This window comes from Serratia sp. X3 (assembly GCF_014982455.1).
GTDB classification, from domain to species: Bacteria; Pseudomonadota; Gammaproteobacteria; order Enterobacterales; family Enterobacteriaceae; genus Serratia; species Serratia ureilytica.
Genome location: NZ_JADCNB010000001.1, coordinates 880,362 through 905,006, shown reverse-complemented (window position 1 = coordinate 905,006; position 24,645 = coordinate 880,362). Strand labels below are relative to the sequence as shown.

At 58.0% G+C, this 24,645-nt stretch carries 24 protein-coding genes; 11 read left to right on the top strand and 13 right to left on the bottom strand.

All coding sequences use genetic code 11. The annotated features are described in order from the left end of the window. The first annotated feature begins 53 nt into the window (after positions 1-53). The 3 genes from IMX17_RS04295 to IMX17_RS04285 all read left to right on the top strand — a co-directional run bounded on the left by IMX17_RS04295 (position 54) and on the right by IMX17_RS04285 (position 2,674). Positions 54-536 carry a hypothetical protein gene (locus IMX17_RS04295; protein WP_193549361.1) on the top strand — a complete coding sequence of 161 codons (483 nt, stop codon included), beginning with the start codon at positions 54-56 and terminating at the stop codon, positions 534-536. 306 nt (positions 537-842) lie between these two features. After that, a complete protein-coding gene (locus tag IMX17_RS04290; protein WP_033643325.1) occupies positions 843-1,403 on the top strand; it encodes a 3'-5' exonuclease in 561 nt (186 codons plus the stop codon). A 77-nt stretch (positions 1,404-1,480) separates the two neighbouring features. Further along, entirely contained in the window at positions 1,481-2,674 is a 1,194-nt protein-coding gene (locus IMX17_RS04285) for a Bcr/CflA family efflux MFS transporter (RefSeq protein WP_193549360.1), read from the top strand. A gap of 8 nt (positions 2,675-2,682) precedes the next feature. Here IMX17_RS04285 and dadX read toward each other — a convergent pair whose 3' ends face one another. Continuing rightward, complete coding sequence (gene dadX, locus IMX17_RS04280) at positions 2,683-3,756, bottom strand: catabolic alanine racemase DadX (RefSeq protein ID WP_099785867.1); 1,074 nt, start codon at positions 3,754-3,756, stop codon at positions 2,683-2,685. 76 nt (positions 3,757-3,832) lie between these two features. Beyond that, positions 3,833-5,137: a D-amino acid dehydrogenase gene (locus tag IMX17_RS04275; RefSeq protein WP_193549359.1), complete on the bottom strand. Its 1,305-nt coding sequence runs from the start codon at positions 5,135-5,137 to the stop codon at positions 3,833-3,835. A 534-nt stretch (positions 5,138-5,671) separates the two neighbouring features. Here IMX17_RS04275 and IMX17_RS04270 point away from each other — a divergent pair. Then, a complete protein-coding gene (locus tag IMX17_RS04270) occupies positions 5,672-5,989 on the top strand; it encodes an antibiotic biosynthesis monooxygenase (RefSeq protein WP_182264323.1) in 318 nt (105 codons plus the stop codon). A gap of 46 nt (positions 5,990-6,035) precedes the next feature. Here IMX17_RS04270 and zinT read toward each other — a convergent pair whose 3' ends face one another. Continuing rightward, positions 6,036-6,686: a metal-binding protein ZinT gene (zinT, locus tag IMX17_RS04265; RefSeq protein WP_033650955.1), complete on the bottom strand. Its 651-nt coding sequence runs from the start codon at positions 6,684-6,686 to the stop codon at positions 6,036-6,038. 298 nt (positions 6,687-6,984) lie between these two features. On the opposite strand from zinT, the gene IMX17_RS04260 reads away from it, so the two are divergent. Next, positions 6,985-8,520 (top strand): SpoVR family protein, encoded by a 1,536-nt coding sequence (locus tag IMX17_RS04260; RefSeq protein WP_182264322.1) that lies wholly within the window; start codon positions 6,985-6,987, stop codon positions 8,518-8,520. A gap of 57 nt (positions 8,521-8,577) precedes the next feature. On the opposite strand, the gene fadR is transcribed toward IMX17_RS04260, so the two are convergent. Then, on the bottom strand, positions 8,578-9,297 hold the full coding sequence (fadR, locus tag IMX17_RS04255) for a fatty acid metabolism transcriptional regulator FadR (protein ID WP_182264321.1): 720 nt from the start codon (positions 9,295-9,297) through the stop codon (positions 8,578-8,580). Between the two features lie 243 nt (positions 9,298-9,540). Between fadR and nhaB the strand changes: the two genes are divergently transcribed. From nhaB to IMX17_RS04240, 3 genes are all read left to right on the top strand, one after another. Further along, a complete protein-coding gene (nhaB, locus tag IMX17_RS04250) occupies positions 9,541-11,106 on the top strand; it encodes a sodium/proton antiporter NhaB (RefSeq protein ID WP_046896696.1) in 1,566 nt (521 codons plus the stop codon). Positions 11,107-11,226: 120 nt separating this feature from the next. Further along, the gene (gene dsbB / locus IMX17_RS04245) at positions 11,227-11,757 is read left to right on the top strand and encodes a disulfide bond formation protein DsbB (RefSeq protein ID WP_004932277.1); all 531 of its coding nucleotides are present in this window, start codon (positions 11,227-11,229) and stop codon (positions 11,755-11,757) included. Between the two features lie 649 nt (positions 11,758-12,406). Beyond that, on the top strand, positions 12,407-13,168 hold the full coding sequence (locus tag IMX17_RS04240; RefSeq protein WP_193549358.1) for an aspartyl/asparaginyl beta-hydroxylase domain-containing protein: 762 nt from the start codon (positions 12,407-12,409) through the stop codon (positions 13,166-13,168). Positions 13,169-13,285: 117 nt separating this feature from the next. Here the strand turns inward: IMX17_RS04240 and IMX17_RS04235 are convergent, their stop codons facing one another. From IMX17_RS04235 to IMX17_RS04220, 4 genes are all read right to left on the bottom strand, one after another. Beyond that, positions 13,286-13,732, bottom strand: a complete 447-nt coding sequence (locus IMX17_RS04235; protein WP_025159803.1) for a YcgN family cysteine cluster protein — start codon at positions 13,730-13,732, stop codon at positions 13,286-13,288. Positions 13,733-13,854: 122 nt separating this feature from the next. Further along, complete coding sequence (locus IMX17_RS04230) at positions 13,855-14,511, bottom strand: fumarylacetoacetate hydrolase family protein (protein WP_046896694.1); 657 nt, start codon at positions 14,509-14,511, stop codon at positions 13,855-13,857. A 56-nt stretch (positions 14,512-14,567) separates the two neighbouring features. Then, positions 14,568-15,590: a lytic transglycosylase domain-containing protein gene (locus IMX17_RS04225; protein ID WP_193549724.1), complete on the bottom strand. Its 1,023-nt coding sequence runs from the start codon at positions 15,588-15,590 to the stop codon at positions 14,568-14,570. Between the two features lie 28 nt (positions 15,591-15,618). Further along, complete coding sequence (locus IMX17_RS04220; RefSeq protein ID WP_004932294.1) at positions 15,619-15,891, bottom strand: YcgL domain-containing protein; 273 nt, start codon at positions 15,889-15,891, stop codon at positions 15,619-15,621. Positions 15,892-16,027: 136 nt separating this feature from the next. Between IMX17_RS04220 and minC the strand changes: the two genes are divergently transcribed. Genes minC through minE form a run of 3 tightly spaced genes read left to right on the top strand, consistent with a single transcriptional unit; the run spans position 16,028 to position 17,834 of the window. Continuing rightward, positions 16,028-16,723, top strand: coding sequence for a septum site-determining protein MinC (minC, locus tag IMX17_RS04215; protein ID WP_033650952.1), 696 nt, complete (start codon positions 16,028-16,030; stop codon positions 16,721-16,723). A 25-nt stretch (positions 16,724-16,748) separates the two neighbouring features. Then, positions 16,749-17,561: a septum site-determining protein MinD gene (gene minD, locus IMX17_RS04210; protein ID WP_004932300.1), complete on the top strand. Its 813-nt coding sequence runs from the start codon at positions 16,749-16,751 to the stop codon at positions 17,559-17,561. A gap of 3 nt (positions 17,562-17,564) precedes the next feature. After that, a complete protein-coding gene (minE, locus tag IMX17_RS04205) occupies positions 17,565-17,834 on the top strand; it encodes a cell division topological specificity factor MinE (RefSeq protein ID WP_004932303.1) in 270 nt (89 codons plus the stop codon). A 237-nt stretch (positions 17,835-18,071) separates the two neighbouring features. Here the strand turns inward: minE and rnd are convergent, their stop codons facing one another. The 5 genes from rnd to IMX17_RS04180 all read right to left on the bottom strand — a co-directional run bounded on the left by rnd (position 18,072) and on the right by IMX17_RS04180 (position 24,561). Then, on the bottom strand, positions 18,072-19,193 hold the full coding sequence (gene rnd / locus IMX17_RS04200) for a ribonuclease D (RefSeq protein ID WP_193549357.1): 1,122 nt from the start codon (positions 19,191-19,193) through the stop codon (positions 18,072-18,074). Between the two features lie 81 nt (positions 19,194-19,274). Beyond that, positions 19,275-20,963 (bottom strand): long-chain-fatty-acid--CoA ligase FadD, encoded by a 1,689-nt coding sequence (fadD, locus tag IMX17_RS04195; RefSeq protein WP_033643344.1) that lies wholly within the window; start codon positions 20,961-20,963, stop codon positions 19,275-19,277. A gap of 209 nt (positions 20,964-21,172) precedes the next feature. Beyond that, positions 21,173-21,763: a Slp family lipoprotein gene (locus tag IMX17_RS04190; protein ID WP_021503867.1), complete on the bottom strand. Its 591-nt coding sequence runs from the start codon at positions 21,761-21,763 to the stop codon at positions 21,173-21,175. 100 nt (positions 21,764-21,863) lie between these two features. Further along, a complete protein-coding gene (gene tsaB, locus IMX17_RS04185) occupies positions 21,864-22,565 on the bottom strand; it encodes a tRNA (adenosine(37)-N6)-threonylcarbamoyltransferase complex dimerization subunit type 1 TsaB (RefSeq protein WP_193549356.1) in 702 nt (233 codons plus the stop codon). Between the two features lie 79 nt (positions 22,566-22,644). Continuing rightward, positions 22,645-24,561, bottom strand: a complete 1,917-nt coding sequence (locus IMX17_RS04180) for an ATP-dependent DNA helicase (RefSeq protein WP_004932318.1) — start codon at positions 24,559-24,561, stop codon at positions 22,645-22,647. Positions 24,562-24,645 lie beyond the last annotated feature (84 nt).

Below are 24,645 nucleotides of genomic sequence, written 5' to 3'. Positions count from 1 at the left end.
CCGACGCACCGCCTTCAACTGCAGCGTTTGCGTGGCGTCATCAGGAGGCACTAATGAAACCGGACGCACTCTCCCAGCCGCCGAGCGCCAAAAAACTCAAAGTGATCTACGGCTGGTATATTTACGTGATCTATATCCTGCTGGTTTTCAACATTTACATGGCGGTCTACAACGTCTGCGTTCGGCATCCGATCGAAGCCCCGCTGCTATCGCTGTTTCACAGCCTGTTTCTCGCGCTGATGTTGCAACAGGTGCTCAAGAAAAACGTCGTTTTCGCCTGGATCTTGTTGGGCTATTTTATTCTGATGCGCCTGTATTACGCCAATGTGCTGCACATTGAGTTCACGCTGGTGAGCCGTGGCCTGGTGCTGCTGATTCTGACGCTGCTGCTGACCGGCACCGTGGCCGTCGGGCAGCTGGCCACGCCGCCACAGCGGCATGACTGGCTGGCTCGCCTAGGCTGGCGGCAATGGACGACGTTCGCGGCGCTGGCGGCGATCCTGACCCCGCTGATCACCACCGATTACCTCGGCTAAACGCGGTGCTATCTGGGGATATGGGGCTCTGAAATGTCTACGATGCGGCATATTTTGGTGTAGTTGCCCGCCTTCTCACAGATCTTGTCCGTGACGAACACGCTAAGGTAGCCCAGCAGCAGCAAGTAGCCAACCATGCACAAAATAAAGATAAGCGTTCTCACCGATAGCGACCAACCTGACAAGAGTATCTCCAGCATCATAACCTGAACGAGGCGCTTTAAAAGGATTTCATGTGCGCACTGGCCGCATCGGCGCACGTTCTGTAGTAACATTAAGCCACCACGCCAACCACCGGAAACGCCGATGCACCATCTGATGTTAGACATTGAAACCCTGGATATAAAACCCAGCGCCGTGATTTTGGTGGTCGCGGCGGTGTTTTTCGATCCCCGCACCGGGGAACTTGGCGCCGAATTCGAGGCCGCCGTCAGCAGCCAGAAAGATCAGCCGGGGCGAACCATAAGCCTGGACACGGTTGCCTGGTGGGCGAAACAATCCGATGAAGCGCGCAAGCTCGCCTTCGGCGGCACAGAGAGCCTCAAGCGCGTGCTGAGCAGTCTCAGCCGTTTTATCCATATGAACAGCACCGATACGGTAAAGGTCTGGGGCAACGGTAAAGAGTTCGACTGCGCGATCCTCGAACACGCCTTCCAGCAGTTGGAGATGCCCTGTCCGTGGAAATTTTGGGATACCCAGGATGTGCGCACGGTGATCACGCTGGCGGAACTGCACGGCTTTAACCCGAAAAAGACCCGTCCGTTCGAAGGCATGCCGCATCGCGCGTTGGATGATGCTCGCCATCAGGCCCGTTATGTGGCCGATACCGTCTCGGCGCTTTATCTCCGCCCGGGAGCGCAGCGCTGACCCGCTTTGCCCCTTTTCATTTGCCGCCAGAATCTCTACTCTAGCCCTCTTTGTCACTCGGACGTGCCTTTCCTGCTATGCAAAAGTTCCTGTTTCTGCTTCTCAGCCTGGTGCTGCTCGGCCCATTGGGCATCGATCTCTATCTGCCCACCATTCCCGCCATCGCCGTCGGCCTGGGCAGCAGTGAAGCGCTGATCCAATCCACCATTTCGCTGTTTATTCTGGTGCTCGGCCTCGGTCAAATCATCGCCGGTCCGTTGGTGGATAACTATGGCCGCAAACCGGTGGCGCTGGCCGGCATTATTCTCTACACGATCGGCGCGGCAATGGCAGCGCTGGCCACCAGCCCGACGGTCTTCATCGCGTCGCGCCTGTTGCAAGGGGTTGCGGTCTGTTGCACCGCCGTCGTCGCCTTCAGCGGCGTGCGCGATCGGCTGAATGGCGACGACGCCGCCCGCGCCTTCGGCTTTCTCAACGGCACGCTGAACATCATCCCGGCATTGGCGCCGCTGCTCGGCGGCCTGCTCGCCGAAGCCTTCGGCTGGCGCGCGCCCTTTTGGTTCCTGGCCAGTTACGCGCTGCTGGTGTTGGTGCTCATCGCGCTGCGTCTGCCGGAAACTCGCCCCGCCGACACCGTGCCAGTCAAAGGGCTGCCGGTGCGCCAATACGCGCGCATCCTCAGCGAACGGCGTTTCCTCGCTTTTGCGGTGGTGAACTCCGGGGCGATGGGCATGGCGCTGACCTACGTTTCTCTGGCGCCTAACGTGCTGATGGGCACCGCGGGCCTGACTCCGCTGCAATTCTCGTTGGTGTTCGGCGCCAACGGCTTCTGGATCATGTTGGTCAGCTTCTTCGCTAACCGCATCATCCACAAGGTCGGCCGCCCGGTTTGTCTGGCGACCGGCGGCATTTTGATGGGGCTGGGTTGCCTGGGCCTGCTGCTGGGCGTCATGTGGCTTCCCGCGGCGGCGCAAGCGCACTGGCTGGCGTATATGCTGCCGGTCGCCAGCGCCTGCGCCGGGTTGGCGTTCGTGATGGGCCCGGCCACCAGCTATGCGCTGGAACCGTACTCCAATGAAGCCGGGGTCGCGTCCGCGCTGGTCGGTTTCGTACAGATGGCCGGCGGCGCCGCGCTGGGACTGCTGGCGATGGCGTTGCCGCTGCAACCGAAGCTGTCGCTGGCCTTGGTCATGCTGGCGGGCTGCCTGCTGGCGCTGCACGCGCGGCGGCTCAGCAAGCAGATTAAAGGACAGATCAGAAAAGTCGCCTGAGCCGCGGCTCAGGCTTCGGTAACGACCGGCACCCGTGCCGCCAATGCCGACAACAGTTCATAGCCTAACGTCCCTGCCGCCGTGGCCACCTCGTCCACCGGCAGGCGTTTTCCCCACAGCTCCACCTCGGCGCCCAGTTCAACGTGCGGACAGGGCGTCAAATCCACCGCCAGCATATCCATCGATACCGTTCCCAGGGTGCGCGTCAACACGCCATCGACCCATACCGGCGTTCCGGTCGGCGCATGACGCGGATAGCCGTCGGCATAACCGCAGGCCACCACGCCGATACGCTGCGCGCCGGCGGCGCTATAACGGCCACCGTAGCCCACGCGATCGCCAGACTTCAGCTGCTGAATGCCGATGATCTCGCTGCTCAGCGTCATCGCCGGCTGCAACCCCGTCGATGCGATATCGTTCCAGCACCCGCTCGGCGAAGCGCCATAGAGAATGATCCCAGGGCGCACCCAGCTGCCGTGGGTCGCAGGATGCCACAGCGTAGCGGCCGAGTTAGCCAGGCAACGCGGCAGCGGTACATCGGCAGCCGCCGCCTCGATGGTGGCCATCTGTTGAGTTACGCCTTCCGGCCCGTCGGCGGTGGCGAAGTGACTCATCAGCGTAAGCTCGGCAATATTGGCGACAGCCTGCGCCCTGCGCCACACCTCATGCAGGCGCTCGGGCGCAAACCCCAGCCGATTCATGCCGCTGTTCACTTTCAGATAGACATCAAGCGGCGCACTCAGCTTCGCGTCGGCGATCGCCGCCAGTTGCCAGTCGCTGTGCACCGCCGTCGTCAGGCGATAACGATCGAGCAAGGCCAGATCCTGCCGCTGGAAAAAGCCTTCCAACAACAGGATCGGCCCCTGCCAACCGGACTCGCGCAGCAACACCGCTTCGGCCAGATCCAGCATGGCGAAGCCGTCGGTTTGCGCCATGCTGCGCCAAACGTGTTTGATGCCGTGGCCATAGGCGTTGGCCTTGACCACCGCCCAGACTTTGGCGCCGGGGGCGAAACGGCGCACCACCTGCAGGTTGTTTTCAATTGCGCCGAGATGCATCGTGGCGGTTATCGGACGGGGCATCGCTTCTCCTTGGGGCAACGTACAGCGGCCACGCGCGCCTGCGCGTGGCCGAAAAAGTCTATGACAGCGTCGACGATTAACGTGCGGGATGCACGTCGTTCAGCGGAACCGCGTGTTGCTGGCGAAATCCGGCGCTGTAACGCGCCACCGCCAGGTCATCGGAAGGGATCGCCGGCGTAATGCCGGACATCAGATCGGACAACAACTGCCCGGAACCGCAGGCCATGGTCCAGCCGAGCGTGCCATGCCCGGTGTTGAGGTACAGGTTTTTCAACGAGGTGCGGCCGACGATCGGCGTGCCGTCCGGCGTCATCGGGCGCAGCCCGGTCCAGAACGTCGCGTCTTCCACTCTGCCGCCGTTCGGGTAGAGATCGCGTACCACCATCTCCAGCGTTTCTCGCCGCTTTTGCTCCAGCTGAGTATTGAAACCGACGATCTCCGCCATGCCGCCGACGCGAATGCGCTGGTCGAAGCGCGTGATGGCGATTTTATACGTCTCATCCAGTACCGTAGAGAATGGCGCCGCCGCCTCATCGACGATAGGGATCGTCAGCGAATAGCCCTTCAGCGGGTAAACCGGAATAGACACCAGGCCGCGCAGCAGCGCCGTGGAGTACGAACCGAACGCCACCACGTAGCTATCGGCCTTGAACACTTCATCGCCGCACTGTACGCCGGCGATCTTGTCCCCCTCCACCAACAGACGGTCGACGCTGCGGTTGAACAGGAAGGTCACGCCCGCCTGCTCAGCCATCTTCGCCAACTGTTGCGTAAACAGTTGGCAATCGCCGGTTTCGTCGTTCGGCAACTGCAGGCCGCCGGTCAGCTTGTGCGCCACCTGCGCCAGCGCCGGCTCAACGCTGCCGAGTTGGCCGGCCTCCAGCAATCGATAAGGCACCCCGGCATCTTCCAATACCGCAATATCTTTCGCAGCGTTTTCGAACTGTTGTTGGGTGCGGAACAGCTGCAGCGTGCCGCCCTGACGGCCTTCGTACTGGATGCCGGTTTCCTGCCGCAGCGCCTTAATGCAGTCGCGGCTGTATTCCGCCAGGCGCACCATGCGGCCTTTGTTGGTCATGTAGTGTTCGGTGTTGCAGTTTTTCAGCATCTGCCACATCCAGTTCAGCTGGAAGCTGCTGCCGTCGAGACGGATCGCCAGCGGCGCATGGCGCTGGAACATCCATTTGATGGCCTTCAGCGGCACGCCCGGCGCCGCCCAGGGAGCGGCATAGCCCGGTGAAATCTGCCCGGCGTTCGCCGCGCTGGTTTCCAGTGCCGGGCCGGGCTGACGATCGATCACCGTCACCTCATGCCCCGCTTTCGCCAAATACCAGGCACTGGCTACGCCCACCACTCCACTACCTAAAATTACCACTCGCATCGCTGACTCCAGCCCAAGGCTTCACAAAGCACAATCTTCTGCTAACAGGAAATTAACTCAGTGAAAAAATCCGTCCAACAACTTCGTCATCAAACGTGACAATATTCACAATTAATTTATCGTCGATGGCCCGCGCATTTGCAATAGCCGCCAGAAAATAGCGATAAGATACGGTTTAAGGGGGTTTATGGTGCGAGGTCACCTCTGATTCGCTAGCATTGCCATCATTGATAGCATGGAAAATTGGCGTGATAAGCAACATAGGTTTAACAGAATATAAAAATATCAGCCAACCCATAAATAGAATAAAAAACCACAAAATCAAAAAATACCAAAACAACTGACAAATAACGGCGCCACCCGCTGCAGCAGAAAAATCGCGTAAATTTTCAGCCCTTAATAGCCTTGTTTTTACTGCTGGAATAAAGCGACGCTCACTGTAGCGCCAGCTTGTTTTCGCTGCAGCACGATATGAACGTTCAAGCCCTCAGCCGCACCCAGAGTTCATACTGTCGCTATTCAGGAGAACCTCGCATGTTCATCGCTCTCTATCAGTTCTCAGTCAAAACCGAACACGAACACGCTTTTCGCCAGGCCTGGCTTGAATTGACACAGGGCATCTATCAGCAACGCGGCAGCCTGGGCTCGCGCCTGCATCGGGAGATGAACGGCAAATATATCGGCTATGCGCAGTGGCCAAGCCGCTCGGCATGGGAAAACGCCGGTGATATTCAGTTGGATGAACGGTACCGAGCGGCTCGGGATCGCATGCGCGCCACTTTATTGGCGGATGAAACGCTATTTGAAATGGACGTCACGGACGATTGCCTGCAAAGCAGTCCGTTCGACTGACCACAAGCCCACGCGTGCGGGCTTGTGGTTGCAGAAGGGAGAAGCATCAATGATGCAGCATCTCGTCCACGACTTCTTTGGTCTGCAGCTGGAACGGGTAGTAGGTCGGCCAGTTATCCATCTCTTTCAGCAACGCCTCCTGCGACGTGTTGCCCATAAAGATATGGAAATGCGCCGATTTGCGCGGCCCGATAATGTGATCGCTGAACTGTACGAATTTCGGCGCCTGGCTGTCGGCATCCTGGCACTCGAACAGATAACGCACGCCTTTCTTACCGGAGACATACGTCAGGATCTTATGCCCGGCGTACTTGTACTGACAGGCGCTGGATTGGTCGCCACGGTGAAATTCCATGACACCGTTCTCAATGCCAATGGTATCCACATCGGTGGCGTAACCTTTGCGGTAATACGCCTTCACCTCTGCGAAGGTTTTGCTCTTATCCTGTGCCGCTTTCTTCTTGAACACCGGGTCAAGATCCCCATTGATCAGATACGGATACACGGATTGCCATACGCCCTCCCAATCAGCCAGGTCGCGATCTTTGACGTCCTTATCGTCGAACACGCCTCCCTCCGCCTTTTTTTCCACTTCCGTCAGCGGCTTGCCATGTGAATGATGCCCGTGAGCCAACGTTTGCCCACTGATGAACAACGCCGCCAGCGCCACTGCCAATTTGCCCAAATGCCTCGTCAAAACGCGCTCCTTGTCCGTTATTGAGAAAAATGAAAAGTTACAATATAACATAACAATTATCAATCCCTGTCGCACAGCAGGCAATGTGTTGCACGCCCCTGCCGCAGGGCTATACTCGGAGAAGATGCGCGGTGTTGCACCGCCTTCTGCCGGGACGGGCGCCGGATCGACCGCCGTTCGCCCCTTTGCGTACCGGCATTTTTATTTCACTGATTTGCAATGGTTAATTATGACTTGAACTATGCTTGTTACAGGGCCTGCCGTTTGAGCAAGGCCCGTGAATAATGAGGGTGCGCTGATGACTACTTCAACACATGACAAGGTTAAGGATGATAAACGTCTGAGCGATGGACCGGACTGGACGTTCGAACTGCTGCAGGTGTATTTGGAGCAGATCGATCGCATCGCCAAGCATTACCGGCTCGACACCTACCCCCATCAGATCGAGGTGATCACCTCAGAACAGATGATGGACGCCTATTCGAGCGTCGGCATGCCAATCAACTATACCCATTGGTCCTTCGGCAAAAAATTCATCGAAACCGAGCAGCGCTACAAACAGGGCCAGCAAGGGCTGGCGTATGAAATCGTCATCAACTCCAATCCCTGCATCGCCTACCTGATGGAGGAGAACACCATCACCATGCAGGCGCTGGTGATGGCGCACGCCTGCTATGGCCACAACTCGTTCTTCAAGAATAACTACCTGTTCCGCAGTTGGACCGACGCCAGCTCCATCGTCGATTACCTGCTGTTTGCTCGCCACTACATCAGCCAGTGCGAAGAACGCTATGGCGTCGAAGAAGTGGAACGGCTACTGGACTCCTGCCATGCACTGATGAACTACGGGGTCGACAGGTACAAACGCCCGCAAAAAATCTCTTTGGTGGAAGAAAAAGCGCGCCAGAAAAGCCGCGAAGAGTATCTGCAAAGCCAGGTGAATACGCTGTGGAAGACCCTGCCACGCGTCGAGCGCGAAGAGTCGCCTGAACAGGCGCGCCGATATCCGAGCGAACCGCAGGAAAATATCCTCTATTTTATCGAGAAGAATGCACCGCTGCTGGAACCGTGGCAGCGCGAGGTGCTGCGCATCGTGCGCAAAATCAGTCAATATTTCTACCCGCAAAAACAGACCCAGGTAATGAACGAGGGGTGGGCGACCTTCTGGCACTACACCATCCTTAACCATCTTTACGACGAAGGCCGGGTGACCGAGCGGTTCATGCTGGAGTTTTTGCACAGCCACACCAACGTGGTTTATCAGCCGCCGTACAACAGCCCGTACTATAACGGCATCAACCCGTACGCGCTGGGCTTCGCCATGTTCCAGGACATCAAGCGCATCTGCCAATCGCCGACCGAGGAAGATCGCTACTGGTTCCCGGACATCGCCGGTAAAGACTGGTTGGACACGTTGCACTTCGCCATGCGCGACTTTAAGGATGAGAGCTTTATCAGCCAGTTCCTGTCGCCCAAAGTGATGCGCGACTTCCGCTTGTTTACCGTGCTGGACGACGATCGCAACAACTACCTGGAAATTGCCGCGATCCATAACGAAGCGGGCTACCGGGCAATCCGCCAGGAGCTGTCGGCTCAATACAATCTGAGCAACCACGAGCCGAACATTCAGATCTGGAACGTAGACCTGCGCGGCGACCGTTCGCTGACGCTGCGCTACATCCCGCAGGAGCGCGCGCCGCTTGATAAGAGCCGCCGCGACGTGTTGAAGCACCTGCATCGCCTATGGGGCTTCGACGTGATCCTCGAGCAGCAAAACGAAGACGGCAGCGTGGAATTGCTCGACCGCTGCCCGCCGCGGCCTACACCGCTGTAACCGCCATAACGACAAAGGGCGCCAACACGGCGCCCTTACTATATCATTCGCACGGCATCAGCGGCGCGCTTCGGTCAGATCGCTCGGCATGGTGCCCTGCATGCTCTGCCAAATCGCCCCGCTCTCTTTACCGTAGTTGCGCACGGTGTCCATCACCTGGTCGTACAGCTTCTCATGGCAAAGCGTAGACAGCTTGCTGTAGAAGGTCAGCGCCAGCTTGCGCGCTTCCGGGTTGGAGAAGTAGTAACGGCCCACGCGGGTGTACAGCCCTTTCAGGCCGTTGAAAATCAGGCCATAGATCGGGTTGCCGGAAGCGAACGCCAGACCACGGAAGATCTCATAGTCCAGGACATTGAAGGCATCCGCCTGATCTTCCACCTCGGCGGCTTTCGCCAGCACTTCCTGCGCCTGATCAGGATGATTGCGCACCGCAGCGCGAATAAAGATCGACGCGATATTGGTACGCACGGACAACAGGTTATCGATCAGCTGCGGGACGCTTTTGTGATCGAGACGAGCCACGGTCTCAAGGATATTGAGGCCGGACGTTTCCCAGAAATTGTTCACTTTGGTCGGTTTACCATGCTGAATGGTCAACCAGCCATCGCGGGCAAGACGTTGCAACACTTCACGTAACGTGGTGCGCGTGACGCCAATCAACTCCGAAAGCTCACGCTCCGCGGGCAAAATAGAGCCAGGGGGGAAGCGATTATTCCAAATACTCTCAATAATGTACTCTTCCGCGAAACCGGCAGGACTCTGCGCCTTTATGACCATGTGTTTGACGTTCCGTTGCGACGATAAAATCAGTAAAAGTAATCAGCTCATCATACCAGATCACACAGACATGACATAGCGTGAGCGAAAAACAATAAACGAAAGTGTGCATAAAGTGGCAAAAAACGCGCAAAAACACCGGCCCTGAGAAATTTGCCGCCGTAAAACAAGCTCCGGTTGCGCCCGCCCCCGCCGCATTGTTAGGGTACGTGCTACGACTGATTTAAGGATGCATAAAGGACAATGGAAACAACCCTGCGCAGCGCCCTGCTCAAAAACTTCCTGGGGCAATCTCCCGACTGGTACAAACTGACCATTCTCATTTTCCTGGCGATCAACCCGCTGGTGTTCTTTTTCGCCAGCCCGTTTCTCGCGGGTTGGCTGTTGGTGATCGAGTTCATCTTTACTTTGGCGATGGCGTTGAAGTGCTACCCGTTGCTGCCGGGCGGCCTGCTGGCGTTGGAGGCCGTGGCCATCGGCATGACCAGCCCGACGCAGGTTTCGCAGGAAATCGAACATAATCTGGAAGTGCTGCTTTTGCTGGTCTTTATGGTGGCCGGCATCTATTTTATGAAGCAACTGCTGCTGTTCGTGTTCACCAAGCTGCTGCTCAATATCCGCTCGAAAACGCTGCTGTCGCTGGCGTTCTGCCTGGCGGCCGCCTTCCTTTCCGCCTTCCTCGATGCGCTGACGGTCGTGGCGGTGGTGATCAGCGTCGCCACGGGGTTCTATTCCATCTATCACAATGTGACGTCGAACCGCTCCGACGGCGACATCGGCGATGACAGCGATTTCACCGGCGAAGAGCGCAAGCAAACGCTGGAGCAATTCCGCGCCTTTCTGCGCAGCCTGCTGATGCACGCCGGCGTCGGTACCGCGCTCGGCGGAGTCATGACCATGGTGGGCGAGCCGCAGAACCTGATCATCGCCAAAAGCGCGGACTGGGGCTTTATCGACTTCTTCCTGCGGATGGCGCCGGTCACTTTGCCGGTGCTGGCATGCGGCCTGCTGGTCTGCTGGCTGGTAGAGCGTTTTCGCTTGTTTGGCTACGGCACGCCACTGCCGGAAGCGGTGCGTGGGGTGCTAAAAGAGTATGATCGCAAGGCCACCGCAGGCCGCAGCAAGCAAGAACGCCTCAAGCTGGTGATGCAGGCGCTGATCGGCGTTTGGCTGGTGCTGGCGCTGGCCTTCCACCTGGCGGAAGTTGGGCTGATCGGCCTGTCGGTCATCATTCTCGCCACATCGCTGTGCGGCGTGAACGACGAACACGCCATCGGCAAAGCGTTCCAGGAGGCGCTGCCGTTCACCGCCCTGCTGACGGTATTTTTCACCGTGGTGGCCGTGATCATCGAACAGCACCTGTTCAGCCCGGTGATCCAGTTTGTACTGCGCGCCGAGCCCGCTTCTCAGCTTTCGCTGTTCTACCTGTTCAACGGTCTGCTGTCGTCGGTTTCCGACAACGTATTCGTCGGCACGGTTTACATCAACGAAGCGCGCACCGCGCTGGAAACCGGCGCCATTGCGCTGAAACAGTTCGAACTGCTGGCGGTCGCCATCAATACCGGCACCAACCTGCCTTCGGTCGCCACCCCTAACGGCCAGGCGGCGTTCCTGTTCCTTTTGACGTCGGCCTTGGCGCCGCTGGTGCGTCTGTCGTATGGCCGCATGGTGTGGATGGCACTGCCTTATACGATCGTCTTGACCGTGGTCGGCCTGCTGTGCGTACAGTTCACGCTGGAACCGGCGACCGAACTGTTGACACAGTGGCACTGGCTGACGCTACCGCCTGTCGACGCCATCGGCCACTGATGCGGCGCCGGCAGGGTAAACCGACTATTTTTACGCTGAAACCGGCCCAGGTGGCTGGCAGCGAGGGGGAATTGGTTTACACTGCCGGTTCAATTGCTTACTGCATGGAAGAATCTAGATATGTTGCAATTCTTTAACCGCTGTTCACAAGGACGCGGCGCCTGGCTGCTGATGGCCCTGACAGCGTTGGTGTTGGAACTGGTCGCGCTCTATTTCCAGCACGTCATGCTGCTGCAGCCCTGCGTCATGTGCATTTACGAGCGTTGCGCGCTGTTCGGCATCCTCGGCGCCTCGCTGGTGGGCGCTATCGCGCCGAAAACCCCGCTGCGCTACGCGGCGATCTTGCTGTGGATCTACAGCGCCTGGGAAGGCGTACAGCTGGCGTGGAAGCACACCATGATCCAACTGCACCCCTCGCCGTTCAATACCTGCGATTTCTTCGTCAGCTTCCCGTCCTGGCTGCCGCTGGATAAATGGCTGCCGGCGGTGTTCCACGCTTCCGGTGACTGTTCCGTGCGTCAATGGCAGTTCCTGACCCTGGAAATGCCACAGTGGCTGGTGGGCATCTTCGGCGCCTATCTGCTGGTGGCGCTGATTGTGCTGATCGCGCAATTTGTTCGCCCACGCCGCCGCGATTTGTTCGGCCGCTGATAGGCCAACAAACAAAAAACGGCGCCTCAGGGCGCCGTTTTTTTAGGGTATTACTGTCAAATTCAGAGATGACCCCATTTCAGGTATGTGTAAGGAAGTAAACGAGCACGATCAGTGCCCCAGCTACGGCAAACAGACGGACCATTTTCATTGTTATGCTCTCGAACTTGCGGGAGAGCGGCCAAATTACCCAACTTATCGTTTAAAAAGAAGCATCCTGGCTCGATTACGCGCGTAATTTACATAACATTAAACTTCTGTGATACCGGCAGGCAAAAACAGGCGATGTCGGCGCAATCCTCTCGGCTTTCGGGCGACAATAAATTACCGTTATTTATGAACGACTGCGCCTTTGTCACATTCAGAGCACAATATTTTGGTGAACTTTGCCCATAAAATCCTTATAGTATCGGCAAAGTGAGTACTACCGATTTCCCTGGTGTTGTTGTGTGTCTTGCCCCTCATCTTTGCAGGGGCTTTTTTCCTTCCCCCCCAACCGTCTGCCCCCGCTGCCTTTAAATAAATCATTCAAATTTAACTCTGCACGGTATCACTCATCGGCCACCGTTCGCGCACTAATGATTAAAATCTTTCGTGATTCTTTCCTTATGCTGAATGCAGTAGGCCAATGACATCAAGGACACGATTTATGCCGGATAGCACCTTTCCCACCACGTCTCAGCGCCCGTTCCTGCGGCGCATGCTGCTCAAAGCAGGGAAAAAATTCCTGCGCTGGAACGGCGAATTTCAGACTCGCCATTCGCTCATCTCCACCACGCCGCGGATCGGTAATCATGAATTTAATTGGGTGACGGCGCTGGAAGCCCGTTGGCCAGCCATTCGCCAGGAGTTGGATCGGTTACTGGAGCACCCGGAGGACATCCCCGCGTTCCACCAAATATCACCGGATCAGAAACGCATCTCCAAAGGGGATAATTGGAAAACCTTCGGACTATTTGTCTACGGGCAGCGCGTTGATGAGAACTGCGCCATTTGCCCGCACACCGCACAGGCGGTCAGCGAGATCCCCGGCATGCGCACCGCCATGTTTTCGATCCTTAAGCCGCACTATCACATCGTCCCCCACAAAGGCCCGACTCGTGCCGTGGTGCGCGCGCATTTGGGATTGATCGTGCCAAAGGATCGGGAAAAGCTCTGGATCCGCGTCGACGATCAGATCCTGCATTGGGATGAAGGCAAGGTCATTTTGTTTGATGACTCTTATGAACACGAGGTGCGCAATGATACCGACGAACTGCGTGCGGTGCTGTTTCTCGATATCGACCGGCCGATGGACAAAGTGGGAACGGCGGTAAATAAACTGCTGTTCAGCCTGATTAAAGCCAGCCCTTACGTGAAGCAGCCGCTGAAAAATCTGGCCAACTGGCGCCGCCGTGACAAAAAAGAGTGAAGTGACGGCTTATGCCATAACCTCACGCCTGTCGGTTAGCGCAATTGCAGAGGACGGCCTGTCCTGACACGCCGCCCTCTTGCATGAAAACGCGTCTTGCTGCGCAAGGGTCCGGCGTTATCTGGCCCAGTCCGGCTTGTTGAGGATATGGTCCTGCCAGTCCACCACTTCGCTCTCGCGCACCGCGATATGCCGCACCGTGATGCGTTCACCGTGCATCGCCGCCTTGGAGCCGCTCAGCAACGGATGCCAAGGGAACAGCGGCTTGCCCTCACCGATCAGACGATAGGCGCAGGTTGGCGGCAACCAATCGAAGGTGGTGAGGTTTTCACGCGTCAATTTGATGCAGTCCTCTTCCAGCTCGAAGCGCCGCTCGTAGTTACGGCATTGGCAGGATTTGATGTTGAGCTGGTTGCAGGCTACGTTGGTAAAATAAATCTCGTCGGTATCTTCGTCGATCAGCTTATTCAAACAGCATTGCCCGCACCCGTCGCACAGCGATTCCCACTCTTGTTCTGACATTTCCGCCAGCGTTTTCTGTTGCCAAAAAGCGAGTTGTGACATGTTAGCGTCCGGTTTCGGTAAATGGATAACTCACCTGCGCACAGGTTCGAGGGGGGACTATATAGACATTTTAGCCGCGAGATGCAAGTTTTGCCGCCGACGATGCCGGCGGCGAACAGCGATCAGATCACCCGGGTGCTGAGCGCTTTACCGTTCAGACTGATTTTCAGCATGTCGCCGGAGGCCATCGGGCCCACGCCCTGCGGCGTGCCGGTCAGGATAATGTCGCCGGCGCGCAGCGTGAAGAAACGGCTCATGTAGCTGATAAGCGGCAGGATCGGCGTGATCATGTCGCGCGTATTGCCCTGCTGGCGCAGCTGGTCGTTAACGGTCAACGACAGCTCGGCGTTTTGCGGATCGCCGAATTCCGCCACCGGGATAAACCCCGACATCGGGCAAGAACCGTCGAAGGCCTTGGCCTTTTCCCACGGCTGACCGGCCTTTTTAAAACCGGCTTGCAGATCGCGCAGCGTCAGATCGAGCGCCACGCCGTAACCGGCGATCGCCCGCGCCACACGGTCTTCGTTGGCCTGTTTCAGCGGCGTGCCGATCAGTACCGCCAGCTCGACCTCATGGTGTACTGAACCAAACTCTTTAGGGATGGCCACCGGCTGGCGGATATCGCACAGCGCCGTTTCCGGTTTGATAAACACCACCGGCTCGACGGACACCGCGCTGCCCATTTCCTTGATGTGATCGGCGTAGTTGCTGCCGACGCAGACCACCTTGTTCACCGGGAAATCGAGCAACGAACCCTGCCAGTCTCTATGTTGATACATACCGCTTCTCCCAAACTGTAGAGGCTTGGCGCGCCAAGCCGATTATTGGTGCCGAATCAATGTCCGATCGCGTCCGCCATCATACCCACGGCGATAGCGAAATAGTAAGAGCGATTCCAGTGCATCAGGGTGCGGAAATTATCATAGACCAGGAACGTCCGCCCCTGCAGATCATCCGGCGCGATGATCCAGCCGCGCTGCACGGCGTGCGGCAACGCGCGGCCATCCGCACGGCGCACGCCGCGTTTCTGCCAGTCGTTGACGCTGCGCGCCTGCACGTCTTTCAGACCCAGTTCGGCCCGATTGAAGCCGGCGGGCAGTTTGACCTCGCGCCCCCAACCGATGCCGGGCTGCCAGCCCTCTTTGGACAGGTAGCTGGCCGTGGACGCGAAAACATCGTCAATGTTATTCCAGATATCGATGCGCCCGTCACCGTCACCATCCGCCGCATAACGCAGGAACGAGCTTGGCATAAACTGACATTGCCCCATTGCGCCGGCCCAGGACCCTTTGAGCGGCGTATCGCCAACGTGCCCCTGTTCGACTATCTGCAACGCCGCCAGCAGCTCCTGACTGAAAAAGGCCTCGCGGCGCCCTTCGAACGCCAGCGTCGCCAGCGCGGACACCACGTCCTCCCGTCCCTGGATCTTGCCATAGGCGCTCTCCATGCCCCACAGCGCGATGATATAGCGCCCCGGCACCCGATAGCGTTCGCTGGCCCGCAGCCATTGCGCATGGCGCAGCCGGTACAGTTCACGCCCCTGCCGCACCTTGGCGGGCGACATCACCCGCCGCAGGTAATCGTCCAGGGTTACCTTCTGCTCCGGCTGATTGCGATCGGCCTTGATCACCCGATCGACGAAGTGGATTTGCGCAAAAGCCCGGTCAAGGGTGGCCTGACTGATGCCCTGTTCCCGCGCCCGGCGCTTCAGTTGCTCGACATACGCCGGGAACTGCGCCGGATCGCGCCCGCTGGTCGCCAGCGTCGTCTCCTGCGCCGCCTGCGGTGCGCCCGGCACCATCGCCCCGCCCAGCGCCAGCCAAACGGCCAACGCGGTACTTCTCGCCGAACGTGTCATCATGCCTCCCCTGACCGTGGCGGCGGTCTCAGGCCTTGTCGCCCGCCAAATGCTGATTGAGCAGGTTTTCCACCGGCGGCGGGAACTGCAGGTAATAACCTTCGTCTTTCAGCGCCTGTTTCACCTTTTCGATATCCGCCGAGGCCAATTTCTTGCGTTCATCGAGTGAAAGCATCATGGCGAATTGCGGCACGCCGAAACTTTTCATCAGTTCTTCCGGCACACGAGAGAAATCGTCTTTTTTTTCGACATAAAGATAAGTTTGATCGCGTTTCGGGCTTCTATAGATCACACAAAGCATTTTTTTAACTCTATTTAATTGAGGGAGCGTCTTGCCTGGATATAACTCTGACTATAACATGCTTATAGTACATCGGAATATCGCACCCCGAGTGGTATTCCGGGGATTTAAAGTTGCTGAGACTGAGTCAGGATAGATGTCACAATCGCCAATTGAGCTAAAAGGCAGCAGTTTTACCCTATCGGTTGTTCATTTGCATAATTCGCAGCCCGAGGTAATACGCCAGGCGTTACAGGAAAAAGTTGAGCAAGCGCCCGCTTTTTTGAAAAACGCCCCTGTTGTTATCAACGTCGCAACGCTGGATGGCGATGCGAACTGGAAAGAACTTCAACAGGCTGTCGCGGCAGCAGGTCTGCGCGTTGTGGGTATCAGCGGTTGCAGAGATGAGCGTCAAAAGCGCGCGATAGCCCGTGCCGGGCTGCCGTTGCTGAGCGAAGGCAGAGGCCAGAAAATGGCGGCGCCGGAGCCTGCACCTGCGCCCGTGGTGGCGGATAACGCCCCCGCCAAAACGCGTATCATCAGCACCCCTGTCCGTTCCGGCCAACAGATTTACGCCCGCAACTGCGATCTTATCGTGACCAGCAGCGTCAGCGCCGGCGCCGAACTGATTGCCGACGGCAACATTCATGTCTACGGCATGATGCGCGGTCGCGCGCTGGCAGGCGCGTCAGGCGACACGCAATGTCAGATTTTTTGCACCCACCTGGCGGCTGAGCTAGTCTCTATCGCAGGGCAGTACTGGTTGAGCGACCAAATCCCGTCCGATTACGTCGGGCAGGCCGTACGACTCAGCCTGTTGGATAACGCTTTAACCATACAACCTTTAAATTAAGCCCTTTTGACAAGGAATCCATTTCATGGCACGCATTATTGTTGTTACATCGGGTAAAGGGGGCGTTGGCAAGACCACTTCGAGCGCGGCCATCGCTACCGGCCTGGCCCAGAAAGGCAAGAAAACCGTCGTGATCGATTTCGATATCGGCCTGCGTAATCTTGACCTGATCATGGGCTGCGAACGTCGGGTAGTTTATGATTTCGTGAACGTGATTCAGGGCGACGCCACGCTGAATCAGGCGTTGATCAAAGACAAACGCACTGAAAACCTCTATATCCTGCCGGCTTCGCAGACACGCGACAAAGACGCGTTAACCCGTGAAGGCGTTGAAAAAGTCCTCAACGATCTCGGCGAGATGGATTTTGACTTCGTGGTGTGCGACTCACCGGCCGGTATCGAAACCGGTGCGCTGATGGCGCTGTATTTCGCCGACGAAGCTATCATCACCACCAACCCGGAAGTCTCTTCGGTACGCGACTCCGACCGTATCCTGGGCATCCTTTCCTCCAAATCGCGCCGCGCCGAGAAAGGCGAATCGCCTATCAAGGAACACCTGCTGCTGACCCGTTACAACCCGGGCCGCGTCAGCCGTGGCGACATGCTGAGCATGGAAGACGTGCTGGAAATCCTGCGCATCCCACTGGTGGGTGTGATCCCGGAAGATCAGTCCGTACTGCGTGCTTCCAACCAGGGTGAGCCTGTCATTCTGGATGCCGAGTCAGACGCCGGTAAGGCGTATGACGATACCGTTTGCCGCTTGTTGGGGGAAGAACGCCCATTCCGCTTCATTGAAGAAGAGAAGAAGGGTTTCCTGAAACGCCTTTTTGGGGGATAAACCATGGCCTTATTAGACTTCTTTCTGTCCCGCAAAAAACAGACAGCCAATATAGCCAAGGAACGGCTGCAGATTATCGTCGCAGAGCGTCGTCGCGGGGACAGTGAGCCCCCGTATCTACCTGATTTGAAACGCGATATTCTGGCGGTTATTTGCAAATACATTCAGATCGATCCTGAAATGCTGCATGTGCAGTTCGAGCAGAAAGGGGACGATATTTCGGTACTTGAACTTAACGTGACATTACCGGAATCGGAAGAAGCAGCTAAATGATTGCGACGCATTAATTACCCCCTGTATATTTTATGCAGGGGGTAACTGTATGTGCATCCAGTTATTAAGCATTATCGGCAGCAAAAAATCGATTTTTCCCTTTGGGACAATTCCCAATTAACTTTGCCGCCACCTCGTTTAAAGTAAATTCTGGCCAGATTTACCTTCAACGCATTATTTCCTGCCTATATTCACCCGAGCAGAGTTTCCCTACCCTGCCCTGGTGATAACCAGCGATTAATAATCTTTCAGGATCTCCTGCAACGGCGCCATTAATAAATCGCCGCGCCAGCCGCTGATTAATTCAGGGCGACTCTCGCCGTCCTTCAGTTTCCAATGCCAGTTCAACAATTGGTTAATTTGGCGACGGGATGCCAGCAGCTCGCTGCTCAACCCGCTTTGCTCGCTGACGGTGGCGATAGCGGCCTTGATGTCCTTAAACACCTTCTTGTAGCCCGGCTGATCGATAAGGTTAGCCAACGGCGCCGGCAACTCGGACTCCTCCAGCGCTTCGGCTTCGGCCACCAGCGCCAACAGCGTTTTGCCGTGATAACGGATCTCCGGCCCGCTCAGGCCCAGCGAATCCAGTTCTCCCAGCGAAGACGGCATAAAGCGCGCCACCTGCCACAGGTTCTCCTCGCGAACCACGAAGTTCACCGCCAGATCGCGCTCGCGCGCCTGGCGCAGCCGCCATTCCGCCAGCTTCTGCAGACACCCCAGCTGGCGCGGTCGCAGCTGCCAGGCATTGCTGATTTCGCGATAGGCCACTTCCGGCGCCAGCGCCTCGCTACGGCGTTGGCACAGCAGCAAGCACTCGTTATTGGCCGCAGCGGTCCAGCCGGCCTCTTCGGTCTCCTGCACCAGCTGTTTGGCCATCGGCAGCAGGTAGAACACGTCGGCGGCCGCATACACGCACTGTCTTTCGGTCAGCGGGCGCGCCAGCCAGTCGGTGCGCGACTCGCTTTTGTCCAGCTCAACCTTCATGTACTCCGCCACCAGCGTCGCAAAGCCGCAGGAGAGCGGCCGGCCGGTAAAGGCCGCCAGGATCTGGGTGTCGATCATCGGCGTCGGCAGCGTTTTAAAGGCGTTGAGAAACACTTCAAGATCTTCGCTGCCGGCATGCAGGAATTTCACCACGGCGGTGTCGGCCAGCAGGTCGACAAACGGCTGCCAGTGCTTGATCGGCAAAGGATCGATAAGGGAGAGTTGTTCACCGTCGTAGAGCTGGATCAGGCCCAGCTGCGGATAGTAGGTGCGCGTTCTGACAAACTCGGTGTCCAGCGCTATCTGGGCATGCTTTCTCGCCTGCTCGCAGACCTGCTGCAATCCGGCATCGGTAGTGATCAACTGATAATTCAAAACATCATTCTCTTGTAGGATTCAAACACAACAACGCCGGCATTCACCGGCGTTGTTGATAGGCTGACGCGAGAGCGAAACCTAAGCGGCATCGGCCGGCTTAGGTGCTTTTTGCTCATCGCGCAATTCTCGCCGCAAAATCTTGCCGACGTTCGACTTCGGCAGTTCATCGCGGAACTCAACAATTTTAGGCACTTTATACCCGGTCAGGTGGCGTCGGCAATGGGTCAACAGCTCTTCCTTGGTCAGCGAGGCGTCTTTCTTCACCACGCAGATCTTCACCGTTTCGCCGGAGGCCTCGCTGGGCACGCCGATTGCCGCACATTCCAGCACTTTCGGGTGCTGGCTGACCACATCTTCAATCTCGTTCGGATACACGTTGAAACCCGAGACCAGGATCATGTCTTTCTTGCGGTCGACGATGCGCACAAATCCCTGATCGTCCACGGTCACCACATCACCGGTCGCCAGCCAGCCGTCTTTCAGCACTTCGTCGGTGGCATCCGGGCGCTGCCAATAGCCTAACATAACTTGCGGCCCTTTGACCCATAGTTCGCCCGGCTCGCCCGGCGGCACGTCATGGCCGTTGTCGTCCACCAACCGAATGTCCGTCGACGGCACCGGCAGACCGATGCTGCCGCTGTAGTGTTTAAGATCGTAAGGGTTGCCGGCCACCAGTGGCGCGCACTCCGTCAGGCCGTAACCTTCCAGCAGGTGTTTGCCGGTGGTTTTCTCCCACTTCTCGGCCACCGATTTTTGCACCGACATGCCGCCGCCGACCGAGAAACGCAGCGTAGAGAAATCGAGCTTGTGGAAGTCTTCGTTGTTCAGCAATGCATTGAACAGCGTATTCACCCCGCTCATGGCGGTGAACGGGTATTTGCCCAATTCTTTCACCAACCCCGGAATGTCACGCGGGTTGGTGATCAGCAAATTGCGCCCGCCCAGATCGATAAACAGCAGGCAGTTCACCGTCAGCGCGAAAATGTGATACAGCGGCAGCGCCGTCACCACCAGCTCCTGCCCTTCACGGAACAGCGGCGAATAGGCGGCCTTGGCCTGCTCAAGGTTGGCCTGCATGTTGCGGTGCGTCAGCATCGCCCCCTTCGCCACCCCGGTGGTGCCGCCGGTGTATTGCAGGAAAGCCAGATCGGCATTAATGATGTCCGGTTTTACATATTGCAAACGGCGGCCGCGCTGCAGCGCGCTGCGGAAGGAAATGGCGTCCGGCAGGTTGTATTTTGGCACCAGACGCTTAACGTATTTGACCACGAAGTTGACCAACGTGCCCTTGGCGGCCGACAGCTGATCGCCCATGCGCGTCAGGATCACGTGTTTGACCTGGGTGTTGAACACCACTTTTTCCAGCGTATGGGCAAAGTTGGAGACGATGACGATGGCACTGGCGCCGCTGTCATTCAACTGGTGCTCCAGCTCGCGCGGGGTATACAGCGGGTTGACGTTGACCACCACCATACCGGCGCGCAGAATGCCGAACAGGGCAATGGGGTATTGCAACAGGTTAGGCATCATCAGCGCGACGCGGTCGCCCTTCTTCAGGCCCAGCTCATTTTGCAGGTAAGCCGCGAAAGCCCGGCTGCGTTCTTCCAGTTTGCGGAAGGTCATCACCTCGCCCATATTGATAAAGGCGGGCTGATCGGCATAGCGCTGCACGGCATGCTCAAACATTTCGATCAACGACGAATAGCGATCGGCATCAATCTCTGCGGGCACATCTGCCGGATACCGTTTTAACCAGACCTTATCCAAGGTATTACTCCTGAAATCATTACTAATTATCATCGCAGCCCTCAAACTCGCAGCCTAACCATAACAATATTTTAACTCAGCAGACCAGTTCGGGTTTTAAACATTACTCAGGTTGCGATGTACGTCACTAATTGTCGGATATTCCTTATCCCAAAAAACAAAAGGGCGGCCTGAGCCGCCCTGTCAAATTTGTTCACATCAAGCGTATGTTACTCGGTTACGATGGTTTGCACCTGTGCCGGGCCGGGGTTGTACCAGCCATAGCCTGCGCCCCAGCCGGGTCCCCACGGGCCACCGCGCCAGCCCCAAGGGCCCATCGGCGCAGGCGGCATCACCACCTGCTGTACCAGATGCCAGCGCTTGAAACCGGTCACGTTCATCGTTACGAAGCGATATGGCGTCATGCCGATCCGCCCCTCTTTCAGGCCGGTGATAGGGCCGACGACGGTCACCAGTTGGCCTTTGAAATCGACCGGTTCGAGGAAGCCATTCACCGTGGCCAGCAAGCGGCCGTTCGACGGTTCACCCAGTATCGGCCGCGCACCGCTGTCGAGCGGCACCGCCGCGATCTCCAGCAGCGTGCGCCCTTGTTCGTTGGCGACGTTCACCACGGTGCCGCCGAAGCGGGCTTCCGCGCCGGTAAACAGGTTCGGTGCATTTTGTACCGAGGAAAGCTGAGTCACCGGCGAAGGGCTGGAGCCTTTGATCGCATCCGGTACGGTGACGCACCCGGTCAGAACCAGCGCGCCGCAGGCGACGGCCAGCAGCGACAGCTTTTTACTTGCAGTGCGGATTAACATGGTCGCAATCTCCTGAAATGCCTGTAACTTTGACCGCGTTTCAGCGTTCAAGTTGCAGGCCTTCATCGCCCGGCATCAACATCAGCACAATAACGCCCGATTACTCGCGGCCCGGCAGTTTTTTCCAGGTCACTTCATTGCGCAGGTAGGTCGGCTCGGCGTTTTCCACCGCCACCGCCAGCCCCTGTTGCCAGGCGTGCAGCGCCAGCGGCAGCATGTCTTCCGCCTGCGGCAACAGCATCTGGCCGTCGCGCACGCTCAGCGTGGAACCGTTGGCCAGATCGGGGTAGGTTTGCCAGCCGGTGCCGACGTGGGCCCACTCGCCCTGCAGGCGCTGTGCGCGCTCGAGCGCCTGCGCCGGCGACAGCACCGCCTCGCCTTCGCTTTCCAACCAACGGCCGTCGGCCTGACGTTCGAACTGCCCCCAGTAGACCTCGCCCATGCGCGCATCGATCGCCGCCAGCACACGCTCCGCGCCGCTGACGCGCCAGGCGCCCTGCGCCATGGTTTGCAGCGTGGAGACGCCAATCATCGGCAGATCGGCGCCCAGCGCCAGGCCCTGAGCGATGCCGATGCCGATGCGCACCCCGGTAAAACTGCCGGGGCCGCGGCCGAAGGCCAGCGCATCGAGCTGGTTGAGCGCCAGGCCAGATTCCGCCAGCACCTGCTGCACCATAGGTAAAATACGTTGCGTATGCTCGCGTGGGCACAGCTCAAACAGGGCGTGGATTTCGCCTTGATTCCAGACGGCGACGGAACAGGCTTCCGTCGCGGTATCGATCGCTAAAATTCGCGTGGACATGCCAACCTCTGGCGGGAATAAAACTGGGTTTTTCATACAGGGCGCGCATTGTAGCACAGCCCCGTAAGCCCTTCATCTTTCACGTGGCCGACGTATCAGCGGCCTGCAGGAAGGCGATCGCCTGCTTCAGATCGCGGGTGCGCGGCGTGGGCGGCAGGCTGTTGAGGAACACCTCGCCATAAGGACGCATCACCAGACGGTTATCGCAGATCACCAGCACGCCGCGATCGTCGGTATCGCGGATCAAACGGCCCACCCCCTGTTTCAGGGTGATGACCGCATCCGGCAACTGCACGTCATTGAACGGATCGCCGCCGCGCAGGCGACAATCTTCAATGCGCGCCTTCAGCAGCGGATCGTCCGGTGAGGTAAACGGCAGCTTATCGATGATCACGCACGACAGCGCATCGCCACGCACGTCCACCCCTTCCCAGAAGCTGCTGGTCGCCACCAACAGCGCGTTACCGGCGGCGACGAACTGCGCCAGCAGTTGCCCTTTGCTGGTTTCCCCTTGCAATAAGACCGGCAGCGTCATCGTGGCGCGGAACTCTTCCGCCAGCTCGCGCATCATCTGGTGCGACGTGCACAAGAAGAAGCAGCGGCCGTTGTTGGCTTCAATTAATGGGCGCAGCATGCGCGCCAGCTGGCGCGCCCCGCCGGGCTGATTCGGCGAAGGCAAAAAGCGCGGCACGCACAGCAACGCCTGTTTGGCATAGTCGAACGGGCTCGGCAACAGCAGCGTTTTGGCCTTGGTCAGCCCCAGCCGTTCTGTGAAGTGACCCAACTGATCGTTGACCGACAGCGTGGCCGAGGTAAAGATCCAACTGCCCGGCTTCTCGTCCAGCATTTCGCGGAAACGGTCGGCCACCGTCAGCGGCGTCAACGCCAACACGAAGTGGCGCGAATTGCACTCATACCAATAGCTGTAGCCCGGTTCCGTCACCGCCTTGAGGCGTTTGAGACGCGCGCGGTACAGCGTGGCGCGCTCAAAGGCGGCATCCAGCAGCGCCGAACGCCCCAGCGACAATTTCATGACGTCATAACACAGCTCCAGCGCGTCATCGAGCAGCAACAAAGCGCGCTGCACGTTCGGTTCGCCGAGCACATCCCGCAGGTTGCCGCGAAAACCCGGCTCCCCCAGATTCAGACGGAAATCTTGCGTGCTCAGGCTGAGACGGTCGGCGCTTTTTTGCAGTTGGGCGGCATCGCGCACCTCGGTGCGGTAGGCGATGGTGATGTCCTTCGCCAGATCCAGCAGTTGGCGGCTGGTGAGCTGCTGGCCGAAATACTGGCTGGCGATGTCGGGAATTTGGTGCGCCTCATCGAAAATCATCACCTCGGCTTCCGGGATCAACTCGGCGAAACCGCCCTCTTTCACCACCATATCCGCCAGGAACAGGTGATGGTTCACCACCACCACATCCGCATCCATCGCGCGGCGGCGCGCTTTGACCACGAAGCAATCCTGATACAGCGGGCAGTCGCTGCCGAGACAGTTATCATTGGTGCTGGTCACCAATGGCCAGACGAAGCTGTCTTCCGCCACTTCGCTGCAGGTGCTGATATCGCCCTCTTTGGTCTGCGACGACCACTTGCGCAGTTGCACCAGATCGATCAACGTCTGCCCCGCCAGCTCCCCGCCGGCCATCGACTGTTGCTCAAGACGCTCCAGACACAGGTAGTTGGAGCGCCCCTTCAGCAGCGCCAGCTTGCCTTTGTACTTTAGCGCCTTGGCGACGGTGGGCAGATCGCGCGCATACAGCTGATCCTGCAGCGCTTTCGAACCGGTGGAGATGATCACTTTGCGATCGGCACGCAGCGCCGGCGCCAGATAAGCGAAGGTTTTGCCGGTGCCGGTGCCGGCTTCCACCACCAGTTCCTGCTTGAAATTGATCGCTTCGGTAACGGCTTGCGCCATCTGCCGCTGCGGCTCACGCGGTTTGAATCCCTTGATAGCCTGCGCCAATGCGCCGTCTGTTGCAAAATCGTCTGTCACGCTGTCTCTCTGCCGGTGTCATTCAGCGGTGATTATGCCAAGCCTGCCGCCCGGCTACCACCCACTTTATCGCCGCGCTTTTTC